This is a genomic window from Streptomyces sp. LBL, assembly GCF_029893585.1.
Taxonomy (GTDB): domain Bacteria; phylum Actinomycetota; class Actinomycetes; order Streptomycetales; family Streptomycetaceae; genus Streptomyces.
This window is the reverse complement of record NZ_JARXYX010000007.1, coordinates 126994-141013: the sequence shown is the minus strand read 5'-3', so window position 1 is coordinate 141013 and position 14020 is coordinate 126994. Positions and strand designations below refer to the sequence as shown.

The 14020-nt window shown below is 68.8% G+C and carries 17 protein-coding genes; 15 read left to right on the top strand and 2 right to left on the bottom strand.

The features are described 5' to 3' along the window. Positions 1–8 precede the first annotated feature (8 nt). The 13 genes from M2271_RS10770 (at position 9) to M2271_RS10710 (ending at position 10850) form a co-directional block, all read left to right on the top strand. Positions 9–893 (top strand): aminoglycoside phosphotransferase family protein, encoded by an 885-nt coding sequence (locus tag M2271_RS10770; RefSeq protein ID WP_280886905.1) that lies wholly within the window; start codon positions 9–11, stop codon positions 891–893. Further along, a complete protein-coding gene (locus M2271_RS10765; RefSeq protein WP_280886904.1) occupies positions 890–1636 on the top strand; it encodes a methyltransferase domain-containing protein in 747 nt (248 codons plus the stop codon). Before M2271_RS10770 ends, M2271_RS10765 begins: the two co-directional genes overlap by 4 nt. Positions 1637–1643: 7 nt before the next feature. Beyond that, complete coding sequence (locus M2271_RS10760) at positions 1644–2690, top strand: phosphotransferase (protein WP_280886903.1); 1047 nt, start codon at positions 1644–1646, stop codon at positions 2688–2690. A 156-nt stretch (positions 2691–2846) separates the two neighbouring features. Further along, positions 2847–4820 carry an ABC transporter ATP-binding protein gene (locus M2271_RS10755; RefSeq protein WP_280886902.1) on the top strand — a complete coding sequence of 658 codons (1974 nt, stop codon included), beginning with the start codon at positions 2847–2849 and terminating at the stop codon, positions 4818–4820. 102 nt (positions 4821–4922) lie between these two features. Further along, positions 4923–5546, top strand: a complete 624-nt coding sequence (locus tag M2271_RS10750) for a Scr1 family TA system antitoxin-like transcriptional regulator (RefSeq protein WP_280886901.1) — start codon at positions 4923–4925, stop codon at positions 5544–5546. Positions 5547–5552: 6 nt separating this feature from the next. Beyond that, the gene (locus M2271_RS10745) at positions 5553–6026 is read left to right on the top strand and encodes a DUF6082 family protein (protein WP_280886900.1); all 474 of its coding nucleotides are present in this window, start codon (positions 5553–5555) and stop codon (positions 6024–6026) included. Positions 6027–6196: 170 nt separating this feature from the next. Beyond that, positions 6197–7165 (top strand): endonuclease/exonuclease/phosphatase family protein, encoded by a 969-nt coding sequence (locus M2271_RS10740; RefSeq protein WP_280886899.1) that lies wholly within the window; start codon positions 6197–6199, stop codon positions 7163–7165. Between the two features lie 8 nt (positions 7166–7173). Next, on the top strand, positions 7174–7845 hold the full coding sequence (locus M2271_RS10735; RefSeq protein WP_280886898.1) for a hypothetical protein: 672 nt from the start codon (positions 7174–7176) through the stop codon (positions 7843–7845). 277 nt (positions 7846–8122) lie between these two features. Continuing rightward, positions 8123–8833: a hypothetical protein gene (locus M2271_RS10730; protein WP_280886897.1), complete on the top strand. Its 711-nt coding sequence runs from the start codon at positions 8123–8125 to the stop codon at positions 8831–8833. Positions 8834–8903: 70 nt separating this feature from the next. Next, the gene (locus tag M2271_RS10725; RefSeq protein WP_280887034.1) at positions 8904–9668 is read left to right on the top strand and encodes a tetratricopeptide repeat protein; all 765 of its coding nucleotides are present in this window, start codon (positions 8904–8906) and stop codon (positions 9666–9668) included. Positions 9669–9753: 85 nt separating this feature from the next. Continuing rightward, positions 9754–9909, top strand: a complete 156-nt coding sequence (locus tag M2271_RS10720; RefSeq protein WP_280886896.1) for a hypothetical protein — start codon at positions 9754–9756, stop codon at positions 9907–9909. A 186-nt stretch (positions 9910–10095) separates the two neighbouring features. Further along, on the top strand, positions 10096–10611 hold the full coding sequence (locus M2271_RS10715; RefSeq protein ID WP_280886895.1) for a hypothetical protein: 516 nt from the start codon (positions 10096–10098) through the stop codon (positions 10609–10611). Continuing rightward, positions 10608–10850, top strand: coding sequence for a hypothetical protein (locus M2271_RS10710; protein WP_280886894.1), 243 nt, complete (start codon positions 10608–10610; stop codon positions 10848–10850). Before M2271_RS10715 ends, M2271_RS10710 begins: the two co-directional genes overlap by 4 nt. Positions 10851–10903: 53 nt before the next feature. On the opposite strand, the gene M2271_RS10705 is transcribed toward M2271_RS10710, so the two are convergent. Next, positions 10904–11281, bottom strand: a complete 378-nt coding sequence (locus tag M2271_RS10705; protein ID WP_280886893.1) for a hypothetical protein — start codon at positions 11279–11281, stop codon at positions 10904–10906. Positions 11282–11619: 338 nt separating this feature from the next. Here M2271_RS10705 and M2271_RS10700 point away from each other — a divergent pair, with 338 nt between their 5' ends. After that, complete coding sequence (locus M2271_RS10700; RefSeq protein WP_280886892.1) at positions 11620–12252, top strand: hypothetical protein; 633 nt, start codon at positions 11620–11622, stop codon at positions 12250–12252. On the opposite strand, the gene M2271_RS10695 is transcribed toward M2271_RS10700, so the two are convergent. Beyond that, on the bottom strand, positions 12174–12839 hold the full coding sequence (locus M2271_RS10695) for a hypothetical protein (protein WP_280886891.1): 666 nt from the start codon (positions 12837–12839) through the stop codon (positions 12174–12176). The two genes, M2271_RS10700 and M2271_RS10695, sit on opposite strands and share 79 nt — an antisense overlap. A gap of 209 nt (positions 12840–13048) precedes the next feature. Here M2271_RS10695 and M2271_RS10690 point away from each other — a divergent pair, with 209 nt between their 5' ends. Next, positions 13049–13723, top strand: coding sequence for a hypothetical protein (locus tag M2271_RS10690; protein WP_280886890.1), 675 nt, complete (start codon positions 13049–13051; stop codon positions 13721–13723). The last annotated feature ends 297 nt before the right edge of the window (positions 13724–14020 follow it).

Below are 14020 nucleotides of genomic sequence, written 5' to 3'. Positions count from 1 at the left end.
TGACTGACATGCCCAGCGCACTCCACCATTTGGTGGGGTCGGTGACCGACACGTACGCCGTGGTTGCCGAACACGCCCGGCCCGGAGATTTCCGGCCGTCCGTGTGGGAGATCAACGGCGCTGGGGGCGAACGGTGGTTCGCCAAGCAGCATGTGGGGCCCAAGCTGCACCAACGCGAGGTCGACGCATACCGGAAGTGGACGATCGCCCTCGGTACGGGCCGTGCACCGGAACTGGTCGCAGCGGACGGGGAAGCGCGCACCATCCTGGTCACTGCCGTCTCCGGGCGCGGCCTCGACCGACTGCGTCTGCCTGCCGAGCAGGAACGCAAGGCGTACGAGCAGGCTGGTGAACTGCTCGCCCGGCATCACGCTGCGGCAGGCGACGGGCCGACATCGGAATCAACCGAGGAGGAGTGGGGACGAGCAGCCAGCGATCTCCTGGACCGCACCGCGATGTATGTGCCGGAACACGACATCGCGCTGGTGCGCTCGCTCACCCAGCACGCTCCGCCGCACCTGCCGCGGGTGGCCAGCCACGGCGACTACATGCCCAAGAACTGGATGTGGGAGGAGAGCGAGCAACTGCTGCGGGTGATCGACTTCGAACGAGCCGAACTCCGCCCCGCCGTCTACCGGGACATGAGCCGTCTGCGTTACCGGATCCTGCATCACCAGCCCGACCTCGCCGCTGCCTTCCACCACGGGTACGGCCGTCACCTGACCGAGGAGGAAGAGGTCGCGTGCCGGGTGTACGCGGCGCTGGACGCTCTGGACTCGCTGTCCTGGGGGATCCAGCGTCGTGACATCGGATTGGTCGACGAAGCGCACACCATGTTGGAGAACCTGCGCCTGGAGAACGGCAAGCGCGTGTGGGGTGGCTGGCGTTCGTGAACGCATTCGCCGGAACTCCCGCTTACTACCGACGCTTCCGTCCGGGTGTCCCTGTCGCTCTCGCCGTCCTTCTCGACCGGGCTGCGCCCACCAGCAGTCCGCGCCGTCTTCTGGACATCGGCAGCGGCCCGGGACTCGTTGTCCACGCCCTCCGGCAGTACTTCGACGATCTGGTCGCGGTCGATGCCCAGAGGCTGCAGCTTCGGCATGCGCTGGCGGAGGACTTTCTGCCACCGGAGGGATGGCAGCCGCATCTCGTCACCTGCGGCCGTGTCTTCCACTGGCTGAACCAACCCCGCTTCCTTGACCGCCTCAGTGAGTACCTGGCACCGGACGGCGTGGTCGCGGTGTTCAGCGACCGGAGTCTGTGGACCGCCGGCACTGCGTGGCAGCAGGCCGCCCGCGAGGTCGTCCAGGACTTCCTCGGCGAGCAACGCAAGGCCGGCGACGGGGTCTTCAGCACGCAGGGACCGCCGTATGAGGAGGTACTTCGTGCCTCTTCCTTCTCGCACGTCACCTCCGCCGTCGTGCCCGTCCGCCGCCAGTGGACCATCTCCCAGGTGCTGGGCTACCTGTACTCGGCGTCATTCGCGGCCCCGCATCTGTTCGGCGACCGCCGTGACGCCTTCGAGGTGGTCGTCGCCAACGCCCTCACCCCCTTCGCCGACAGCGGAGTGCTCACGGAGGACAACGCGTTCACCGTCCTCACTGCCCGCCGCCCCCACGCACACGAAGGCCGGTGATATCCAGATGGACGAAGCAGAGCGGGGTGCGCAGCTGGCGGCTGACGTGCTGGAGGACCGATACGGGCTCGTCGTCGACGTTGTCGAGCCGGTGCACATGGACACAGACACGATCAACTGGCGAGTCCTGACCGACGACGGGCTGCGGCTGTTCGTCAAGCAGTACCCGGCCATGGCCGACCTGGACGAGGCACGCAACGCGTGGGACATGTCGGAATACTGCCGGGCCGCGAAACTCCCCGTTCCACGCGTGTGGCCCGATGCCGACGACAACCTGGTCACCATCGCGGAAGGCAGTGCATGGGCTGTCGTAGACGAGGCCCCCGGCCGGGTGACCACGTCGGCTATGACGGTATCCCTCGCCGAAAGCATCGGCGTCGTCATGGGGCGCATGCACCGTGTGCTCGCCGCGTACCCGCTGCCCAAGCGCGTGCAGCAGACCCGCTGGCGGACGGAGTCCGTCGGCGACGCGGTAGCGAAGTGCGACACCGTGACGGCCAGAGCCACACGACAAGGCCATGACCTACTTGACCAACTGCGAGCAGACCTCGACCGTCGGCGGACGGACTTACGCGCCCACTCGACGGCGCTGCGGGAACAACTGCCCGAGACACTGGTGGAACAGGCCCTGCACGCGGATCTCACCCGCACCAACCTGATCACCCTCTTCAATGCCGTCACCGGAATCATCGACTTCCGCTGCGCCACCGCGATGCCGGCCTGGGAACTGGGGCGAGCAGCATTCGATCCGCGCACCGTCGCCACCAGCGCCAACTGGACGGACTGCGCCCTGGCCATGGTCAGGGCCTACCGGTCGGAGCACCCCAGCCTCCCGATCCAGGAGGTGCGAGCCTGCGCCCGGATCGCGCTGCTGTACATGCTGTTCAGCTTCTACGGCGCCACCACCGCCGAGTACATCCTGCCTCCAGACGCGGAGCTGGATCTGAAGCGGCACTGGAACGAGCGGCAGATCGCCATCCGCCGCGTGCTCGGCGACCTCGAGGACCTCGAAGACGAGCTCACCGCCCTTGCGGTGAACGGAGGCCCCTCGTGATCAACAGGCGGCCCGCAACTGCACGACATTCCAAGGGGGTTGAGCGACAGCCTCAACCTCACACGGCATACAGGGGGACACCTTGGCGTATCAAACAGTGATCAGCATCGACGGCATCCGGGCCAGGTGCTGCGTGTCGGCGGAGAGCTGGAGCTGATGACCACCATCCCGAAGCCCGCTGCCACAACCGCGCCGACTGGTGAGACGGACGTGTCGGATGAGGAGCTGAAGTTCGTCATCCCAGGCGACCGCCGTATCGAGGCCGCCAACGCGATCACCTCCCGCGCGATGGCCAGGCGCCTGCCCCAACTGATCGGCCGATCCTTCGCACTGGGCTGGCAGGTCGACCGCGCCGCGGTCATCACCCTCCTCGGCGTCCAACTCCTCTCGGGGGTGCTGGAGGCGTTCGGGCTGATGGCCACCACCGGTGTGATCAAGCCGCTGGTCGCCTCCCAGCACATCAGCGGCGACCAGCTCCGCTCCGCCGTACCGTCTCTTGTGGTCCTGTCGGGGGCAATTGGTCTGCGTGCCCTGCTCGGCATCGTCTCCAGCGCGCTGTCGGCCCGGCTCGCTCCGCGCATTGCCCGGGAAGCCGAACTTGAGCTCCTCGACGCGGCGACCAAGGCGGAACTGGCCGCGTACGACAACCCCGGATACAACGACCGCTGGGACGCCGCCGACCGAGGTGTAGAGGTCTCTAGGGACCTTCTCACCCAAGCCCAGTACATCCTCGCCGCATCGGCGTCGCTGGTCGCCTCGGCGCTCGTCCTGACCGCGGTGCATCCCATCCTCCTGCCGTTGCTTGTCCTGGCCGCCCTGCCGAAGGGTCTGGCCAGCGTGCGAGGAGCACGCCTCAGCTACATCGCCTCGCTCGCCACGTCGAAGGACAGGCGGCTACTGGGCATGCTGCGCTGGTACCTGGTCGACAAGCAGACCGCCGACCAGGTCCGCTCAGGCACCATGGCGCCGTTCCTGCTCGACAAGTACCGCACGGCCGGAGCGCGGATCGACGCGACGACCGACCAGGCCACCTGGCGCTCCGCCAGGATCTCCCTGGTGGGTGGGGCCGCCGGAGGTCTCGCCCACGCCGTGGTGTGGGTGGCCTTGGCGCTGTTGGTGTCCGCCGGGCAGATCTCGGTCGCCGCCCTCGGCACCGCGTTCCTCGCGCTGGGACGCGTCAGCGCAGGACTGGACGGGATCGTCGGCTACGGAGCCCAACTCTTCCGTACCGGCATGTACTTGGACGACTGGGCGGACTTCATCGACGAAGCCGGCGGACACCGCATCGACCGCGGCCCCAGGGCGCCGGCCGCGCCCACGCTCGTACGCGCCGAGAACATCACCTTCCAGTACCCGAGCGCCGACCGCCCAGCCCTCGACGACGTCTCCCTGGAGGTCCGGCGCGGCGAAGTCGTCGCACTGGTGGGCGAGAACGGCTCTGGGAAGACCACCCTCAGCAAGATCCTTTCGGCTCTGTATCTGCCCGATCAGGGAGGAGCTGTCACCTGGGACGGTACCGACACCAGGGACTTGGACGCGCAAGCCACCTGGGCGCGTGTTGCCGTCGTACCGCAGTCCTACGCGAACTGGCCCCTGTCGGCGAGGGAGAACATCACCCTCGGCCAGGCCACCGAGGACGGGGACGCCGCAGTGCTCGCCGCGGCGCATGCCGCGGGCGCCGACGAGGTCATCGACGGACTGCGCAGCGGGCTGAACACCCTGCTGGCCAAGGAATGGTGGGGAGGACAGGAACTGTCCGGCGGACAGTGGCAGAGAATCGCACTCGCCCGAGCCTTCCACCGGCCAGCCGGACTGCTCGTCCTGGACGAACCGACCGCAGCCCTCGACCCGCGGGCCGAACACCGCATCTTCACCGGACTACGCCGTCTCGCCGCTGACCGTGCGGTCGTCCTGGTCACCCACCGGCTCACCAATGTGACCGTCGCAGACCGCATCGTTGTCTTGGACAAGGGGCGTGTGATCCAACACGGCACCCCAGAGGAGTTGCTGGCCCAGCACGACGGGTTGTTCCGCGAACTGTGGGACCTGCAAAACGAGCGCACTGGCCGCGTTCCCGCTCAGGTTGGCTCCGACGAGGACGCGTCCCCAAACCAGCCCGCCTTGTTCTGAACGATCCGACACCAGCCAGAAGGCTCAACAGATGAACAGAGACGACGTCGTACGAGAGAAGCGGACGCCCGACCTGTCCGGCCTTGACGGACGACGGCCGCGATGGCACTGATCACGCGAAGCGGCGAACACCGGAACGCGGGCGGGGCAAGGCACGCGTCAGGCCCGAGCAGGCCCACCATCTGGGGAGTGCCATGGCATGGGGCACGGCGTATCCGGATTTACGCCTCCACTCTTGTGCCGGGGCCCTTGCAGATCTACGGATATCGGGAGGCCGTTCGCTCGTATCCGCTTGCCCGGGAATGCGGTCACGACGAAGCCGTTCTTCCGAACGGCGTACCCGTCGCGTTCGTGCTTGAGGAATCGGTGCTCCACCACCAAGTCGGCGGGCACGACGTCATGCGCGCCCAGATCAGCCACCTGCTGGGACTTCTCCGCCAGGCGACGAACCTCTCGGTGTCGCTGATTCCCCTGCACGCGGGCCGTACGCCGGAGGAACTCCCCATGGAACCCTTCGTGATCATCGACAGCCACCGGGTCGTCCTCCCTGTCACTCCCAAGCCGGTTGTCCTTGAACACCGCGAACAGACCTCCCGCTACACCGCCGCATTTGCGCGGCTCTATCGACTCGCCTTCACCGGACCCTTGGCTTCCCAACACCTGTTGGGGCTTCACAACGCGCTCGCACCAACGTCTGTACCTGGCCGACGTCAGAGAAGGAAGTGATTTCCCATGCGCAGCAACCGTGTAATGACCGCCACCTTGCTCACCATCGCGGCCACGGGCATTGCCCACGTCGTTCTCAGCGAGCGCCGGCACCGCGACTGGACCGTCCTGGAGAGCGCACGGATACACCAGCGGCTGCTCGCTGCTCAGGTCGAGCGTCCCGGACTTCGCGAGATCTGGGGCAGCCTGACGCCGCTCGACCCCCGCGAGCGCCGCCTTCACATGCATCGCAACGCATGGGTCTCTGCTTGGGAGGCGCTGTATCGCGTCGGCGCCCTGTCGGCCGACGGGGTACACGACGCAGCGGGCGCCCTGTTCGCCACACCCGAGGGCCGGGAGTGGTGGATCCGCGTGCGAGAAAGGCGAGCCCACGCCGCAAGTGACAGCCGCGGTCGCCGCTTCCATCGACTGTTGGAGGCGGCCTACCAGGACGAAACCGGAACGGTCTTGCTGCCGCCCGGCTCGGGTACCGCTGGGTGAGGGGCTGATTGCACTGGGTGGGTCCTGTTTGCGACGTGGAGGGCCATGCAGCTCGGCCTGTGCGTCCTCGACCACCTGCCCGCCCACTTCACCCGCTACGAAGCCCCAGCCCAGGACACCTGCGACTGACGCACGCGACAGCATTCCCGCCGACCCTGCGGAGACACCACATGACCCTAAAGATCGGCAACTACAACGCCTACAAGCTCGGCCTCGACGCACGCGGCAGTGCCGCCTGGAATGCCCGTGTCACGGCCGTCCGAGAACTCGCCCCCGACTTCCTCGGCCTCCAGGAGATCGTGGTCGACGAGGATGCCACGCCGCCCGCCCAGTGGGATGCCGTCGCGGCCCAGACGATCACCGGGTTCGCCGAGGACTGCGGACTGACCGCTACCGTCCCCGCCACCCCGGCGCGTCCGCACGGCACGGCCATGGCCGCCAACACCCACCGCAGTTGGTACACGGCCGTGTTGTGGAACCCCGCCTCCGGGGCCCACGTGCCCGGCAGCTATCGGCCCCTGGGCGCCCCGGACTTCTGGCACGGGCTGACCACGGCCGGCTTCGACATCGGGGCCGTCGAACCCCTCACCGTGGTCTCGTACCACGGGCACCCCGGCAGCCCCGTTTGGCGCACTGAAGAAGCCCGGCGCATCAAGATGATCCTGCGCCGCACCGGAGGCGTGAAGCCCAGCATCGTCGTCGGCGACTTCAACGCCCTGTCCGCCGCCCGCGTACCCGGCCCGGACGGGACACTCCGCTACTACGACGCCGAGGCTTACGCGGCCCAGCGCCACGACGATCTCGAATACCAGGTACAGGACGGCAGCATCGGCGGCGAGCAGCTCGCCGACCGGCGTCAGACCGAAATGCTGCTGCGCGACGGCTACATGGTCGACGCCGCGGCCCACCTGGGCGCCCCGTGGCAGGCGACGGTCGGACACTGGCCGGACGGACAGGGAGACCCCGATCCCTGGGGCGAGCGCCGCATCGACCTGATCCTCGTATCCCGCCCGGTCGCCCCCGCCTTGACGGCGTACGGCGTGATGGACAGCGAGGCCGCGCTGGCCGGCTCCGACCACCGGATCGTCTGGACCACCCTCGCCCCGGCCGGAATTGCTGCGACGGAGCGCGGCCGATGAGGCGGTTCATGAGCGAGAGGCGGCTGTGGGCACCGGAGGACGGGCCCGAGGAGGACCGGGTCCGGCCGCACGTGCTGTGGCTGCCGCACGGTCAGCCCCAGGTGCTGGAGTACTTCGCCCGCATGCGCGAGATCCTCGCCCGCTATCCCGACGTGATCGCTCCGGTCGCCGCGGGCGGCGAACACATGACGGTCCAGAAGATCGAGACCCTCGACGGCGACGGACGGCGCGTAGACAAGCAGCGGCTCCACACTGCTGCCCCGGTACTCCAGCGCGAGCTTTCTTCCATGGCACCGATCGACGTGGAGATCGGCCCGCCGCGCGCTTCGGGCTCCGCCGCTGTGGCAGATATGTGGCCGGAGGCCGGCCTACACGAGTGCTATCTCCGTGTACGGGCCGGCCTGCTCGCCGCCGGGCTCACCCTGCCATCCGCCGAACCCTTTTTTTGGGGACATATGAGCGGAGGCTACGGGCTCACGAATACCGACACCCGCGTCCTGGCCGGGCAGGCGGACCGTCTTGCCTCCGAACTCGGCCGCGGTCTGCGGCCGGGCAGCCGCGTCACGGCGACCGTCGCCTCCCTCTGGCTCGTGATGGAACGCCAGGACCCCGTACGCAGCAGGTACAGCTTCGATCGCGTCCACGAGATCCGTCTCGGACGGAAGGAATCCGCATCATGACGGCGAAACCGTACTCTCCGAGAGGACGCCGGGCACAGTCCACCAGCACCTCCGTTCCCGGGGCGAGCCCTCTCCTGCCGGCCGGCGGACACCGGCTCCCCGCTCCCGACTTCCGGGCGGCCGGACAGGAGGACGTCGTTCTCACCGCCGGCTGGACCGGGGGCCTCCTCGCGGCCAGGGGCGTCCTGCGCCACAAACGTGGCCGCGGCACCCGCAGCCCTCTACTCAGTGCCGTGACACCGGGCATAGCAGCCGCTTCCGGTTCCGGGAGGGCGTCGTGAAGCGGTTCGAGCCCCGGTTCCAGGGGCGTCCGTGGGTGTCGGGGACGTCCGTGCTGCACCTGTACGCAACTCCCGTCCCTTTGGTGGACACCGGCCTGTTCACCCTGGCCGCTGCCTGCCGGCAGGCGATGGAGCCGTACCCGGTCTGGCCCGTGCCCGACGACCTGATCCACATCACCGTCGAGATGGACGCCTGGGCGAGGGCCGAGCAGATCACACCGGCCCAGCGGGAGCGCCTCGTTAACGTCCTGACGCGGCGTCTGGCCGAGGTGGAACCGGGCACCGTGTGGTGCGGATCGCCCATCGTGAACAAGGCCGGGGTTCTGCTCGACACCTACCCCGACGAACACCTCCGGCGAGTCCAGAACGTGGCGCGCGCCGCGCTGTGGGAGGTGCACGACTCTGCGGCGCTCGCGCACGACGGCGGCCGGATGCACGCACAGGTCGGCTACGCCTGGGACGACAGCGACTCCGACCCGCTCCAGAGCACGCTGCGCACCATCAGTCCCAGCCACGCCCGCATGACCGTCTCCCACCTTCATCTCCTCGACGTGACCTGGAGTGAACGCCCCGTACCCGGGGGCGGCACCCGGTGGGAGATGGAGTGGACCCCGCTCGCCGCCATCCCCCTGGGCGGCCCCCGCCCCACGACACCGGCACCCGGCCTGCCCGCATCTCACGGACAAGGCCCCTCCCACCGCATCTGACCCGAGAGAGGACTCACGACATGACCACACCCACCCTGGACGACGGCATACCGCAAGCCGAACAAGCCTTCTGCGAAGGGACTTCGCCACCTCCGCCCACCTGTACGCCCAGCTGCTGGACGGCCCGCTCGCCGTCCGGCAAGCCGAAGACGCGCACACTCTCGCACTGCGCACGGCCTACGCGCTCCCGCTGTACAACCTCGCCGACTACGAGGCCGGTGAGATCCATCTGCGCCGCGCGCTTGGCGGGCAGGAACGTCTCATTGGCCCGAACGACCCGGCCACCCTCACCACGCTCGCCCGGCTCGCCGACAACCTGGGCGAACAGGGACGCTGGAGCGAGGCGCTCGCCCTGTCCCGTGACGCCGCCGAGCGCGCCGCCCGGCTGCTGGGCACCGAGCACGAGAGCACCCTCGGCGCCCGCCTCACCCTGGCCTGGGTCCTCTTGCACACCCAGCCCGCCGAGGCCGAGCCGCTCGTCCGCCAGACCGCGCGCGACATCGACACCGCGCTCGGCACCAGGCACGGCGACATCTGGGCCATCCACCACCTCCTGAGCGAGACCCTGCACGCCCTGGGCCGGTGGGAGGAGGCGGAGACGGAGGCCCGGGCGGTGATCGCCGCACGGCAACAGCACCAGGGCGCCGCACACCCCTACACCCTGCGCGCCCGCGCCGACCTCGCCGACCTCGCCCTGATCCTGCACTCCCAAGGCCGGACGCCCGAGGCGCGCGAGCTGATCGGTGAGCTGGCCGCGACGTGCGGCCGGGTCCTGGGCGAGGAGCACCCGTGCGCGGTCCGGGTCCGCGCGAACCTCGCCACGATCGCCGGATAGCGGGGGTGGGGAACAAGAGCAGGTCTGGGGAACCGAGCCGATTGGCGGTGGGGAAATTCAAGAGAGGGTCGTCGACGTCGCCACCTTGGCCGGCAGTCGCCACGGCGGGCGCCGTGACCTCCTCGCCCAGCGGTCCGGTACCTCCTGGGAACGCGGCGTGATGACGGCCGCCGTCCTCCTCGGCGAGCAGTACCGATGCCAAGCAGTACGCCTGGCCCCCGTGTTCGGCGACGAGTCCTGACCCCGCACTGCGGCCAGTGCCCGCGGCTGCCTGGTCTGCGCGGGGCCATCGGCCGCCGCGCTGGGTGATCCTCACCCAGTGGCGCGGCGGCTCGGGCGGGGCTGGGTGAAGACGGCTGACGACCGCGGGGCCATCCAGCCAGGCCACCGAGCACGTGCCGTTCCGGCGGCGCTATCGTCAACAGCCGTGGATGACAAGACGACGACGCAGCCCCGTGACGACAGGCGCCTGACGTGCGGCAGGTGCGGGCATCGGGCGTACGCCGGGACGCTGACCGGCGGCCATGCGGTCAAGCAGGTGTTCCGGCACGCGGAGGGCGAGGCAACGGCCGGACATGAGGTCGAGCCGGTCTGGGGCGAAGTCTTCCACCGGTGCGACTTCTGCGATCCGGAGATCGAAGCCATCTGGTCCTACCAGGTCATCCCCGTGGAGACACGGATCGGCGTGACGGAAGGACTCCGGCCAGGAGAAGTGTTCTCCTCCACGGGCCTCAATGACACGCCCTGGTACGCGTGCCCGCCATGCGCGGACCTGATCGAGGCCAAGCAGTGGCGAGAGCCGCTGAAGCGGTCGCTGTCCCTGTACGAGAAGCGGCAGGGGCGCAGGGCGACGACGGGACTGCGTATCCAGACCCATGAGACGCACCAGCAGTTCGTGCAGATGATGACCGGTCACCGACTGCCCCTGGACGGCGCACGATGATCGCACTGTCCCTGGCGTGCTCTGTGACCAGCTTCGCGCTGATGATCTACACCATGGTCTCCACCCGGCGTCGCGCTCGTATCCACCGCGAGCGGATGCGGGCATTCGCCGAATCCGGGGTGGCCCACCGCGATCAGGTCAACGCCGCGTACCGCGATCGTCACTTCATCACGATGCGCTCGGCCCAGATGTCCATCGCCTTCGCGGTCGCCGCGCTCGTGCTCCTCGTCCTGCCGTAACTTCCCCGAACGGCAATGCGGTCGCCGTCGCCCCTCGCCGTGGTGGCTACGGCTTAGCGGGTACGCCATGTGCCCGTACGGCAGCGGTGATGGCTGTCTGCATGAGACGGGCCTCCGACCGCTGCCCATGCCGGGTTCTCGGCGCCCAGGCGCCAGGAGTGGCCGCACGGACACAGAACCATGGCCGGGCCGCTCCAGAGCCCACGCAGGTGGAGTTCGGCGCTGTTGCCGCACTGAGGACACGCCACCGCCTCGTAACGGCCGCCGGATGTGGTGCAGTCGCTGAACTCGCAGCCGCAGTCCGGGGCGACCTGTAGCCGGATCACCCCGACGACCACATCCCAGACCTCGTCCAGGCCCACCCCCGACGGCCGGGGCAACGCGCCGAATCCGAGGTCCAACGCGGCCACGCGGTCCGCAATATCAGCCATTCCCAAACCGTACCGGCGATCGACGGCAGCTGCCACGGTGCCTGTAGACGCAAGGCACCAGCCGACGCGCGGACCTCATTGGCCGCTTCATGGACTACGGCCCCGGCAGGCAACTTACACAGAGTCTGCGTGGGGGCGGCGTCATCCCCTGCCGAGGAGGCGAAGACCGCGGCTCGTCACGGAGGACGAGCAGAGGGCCGCAGGCGCCCCTCTCTTGGGTGCCGGGGATGAGTAAATCACCGTGGAGTCACTGGACTTGCGCCGTGCGGGGAGGATAGGAAAAGTACATCCGCCGAGCCGGGCGGGTGACCCGTGGCAGCAAGGGAGAGGGGCCCGGTGTGATCGACGTGCCGACGGACGAGGTTGTGGCTGCTGGGTATGTGGAAACGCAGGCGGATACCGGGCCGGACTCGGTTGTGCGGGTCCGTGTGGACTGGCACCCGTCGGCAGGAGAGCATCCGCCGAAGTCGGAGGGGACATGGCATCTGCTGGCACCGGCCGGCCGGTCACTGATCGTTCCCGATCCGGTTGTCCAGAGCGCGTCCGTGGTCGTGGCCGATGTCCGCGAGCACGCCAGCTGGCAGGCCGCACGGGAGGAGCTGCAAGATAGGGTGCGGTCGCTTCCCGGTGCCCTGGTCGTGGCCGCGGTGACGAGCAGTCGTTCGGCGCTGGTGTGGGTGCGCGTCCAGCCGCCCGCGGTGTGGGAGCCGGCTGGCTATACGGTCACGATCCGCAGCGACGAACCAGGGCCGGTAGGCCTGTACCCGTCGGTGATCTACGGCTGGATCAGGTGGTGGGCCGACCATCAGACCGGCTTCCCGGAGGGTCTTCCCCTCGGTCTGCTGCAGGCCCGTCCACCGGGCCGCATCGACGCCACCGTGCTCTGCGACACCTACCGTCTCACCATCACCCCGGCCGACGCGTCCATCTCCTCCGTACACGAACCGCGCGATCCCACCGAATGGCGCTGACCCGCCTGGCGCTGTGCGCCTGTTCCTGCGGGTTCTCCTCGTCTAGGCAGTCTGTGCCCCTGCCTGGAGCGCGTGGTCGAGCCACTCCAGAGCGGTGCCAGCGGCGCGCGGAAGTCGGGTGTCTCCATCGACGGCAGGTCCATCGTCACCAATACCTCCTGGGGTGTCGTCAGGGAGGTGGCCAGGTGGCTGAGTGGTCCGCCGTCATCGGGGAGGCGTTCGGCGAACAGCGCGCGCGTGGCGGACACCGCGTCCGCCGTGCGCAGGCAGTCGACGCCGAAAGCCTCAAAACGCGGCGTGTGCACATACGGCGTGAGGGCGGTGAGCGTCGCCGGATCATCAAGCTGCTCATCTCGGTCGAGCGCAAACAGGATCAGGGCGAGGGTCTGCAGGGCGAGATGGCGCCTGTACTCCCACCCCTTCCTCAGCCACTGCGGCTCGATGAGCCGCACAGCCCGGGCCACAGCGGCATCCCATCCGGGCTCGTCCCGGCCGACCGCCGAAACCTTTTCCACCGCTGTGCGCAGATGCGATCCCATGGCAGCACGGTAGCGATTCGACGGCCACCTCGACAGGTTGACCAGCAAATCCCGCACCCGGCAGGCGCACTTTCTACGCCGGCAGACCAAAAACAACCGATCGCACGCGCTCGGAGGGCGCCGACGGCGTCAGGCATCTGCAGCGCCGCCTTGACGCCGGACACGGCGAGCGGCAAGGCTCTGCACAGATCATCTCCTCGCGCTCTGGCGGCAGTTGATCTGCCCGCTGTACTGACGTCACGCTTGCGGAGGCCCCGATGGACACACCTAAGGTGCACGCCTTCAGGCTGATCCGGGCACAGCCCGGCCAGGCCCCCGAGGTCTTTGACGACGACGTCGAAATCGACGTCGCACTGTTCCGCGACGATGCATCCTCACTCACAGCCGGATGCCTGTGCGGATGGGTCAACCCGCACCCCGGGCCGCGGTTCCCCCGCGACCTGCCGGAGCGGTCCGGGCGCGAGGCTCCCGAAAAGCAGCACTGCCGCTGGTACCACACGGTGGCCTGGGCGCACCACGCAGGCCCCGCCGAGGGCGATCCCGGCCTCCTGGACACTTTCCGGGACCCCGGCATGACGGTCAACGACATCTGCCTGGCCTTGATCTTCGGGCTGCGGTTGCTCCTGGACCGCGTCCAGGAACAACCATCCCGGACCCGGGCCGTCTACACCTCCGTGGAGTCGGTCATGCGCAGCGAACGGGTCCGCCGCAACCGAACCTCCCGGGAAGAGATCACCCGCCGGCCGGTGAGCATGCCCAAGGACGCGCCGGAGTGGGCGTGCATCCCCGAGGACATTACCGCAGGTATGCGAGTCCTCCTGGAAACCACCGGCACCCAGAAGGGCGGCTACTGGGACTGCCTGGCCATCGAGATGGCGGCCGGGCAACTCAGCCACCTCGCGGTGGAGGACAACGCGACCATGGCGGCCTGACCAACAGCGCAGACAGCGGTCCGAGCGAGCAGTCCGACAACCGCAGGGCGGCCAGCCCGTGTCAAGGACCGGTGGGCAGCTCCACGACAACCAGCTCTGGCTCAGGCCGTGTTCGCGCCGACCCTCCCAACAGCGGCAGAGTGGATTCCGCGACCGCTCAACTCGGCCCGCAGCAAGGACGGTTCACGACCGCCAGACACGTACGGAGCCCTTAGCGTGGGTGCACGGCAGGGTTCCCGAGGGCCTGGTACCGGCCCCGACACAGGGCGACAGAGGATTGCAGGAGGTCTGGGCGAT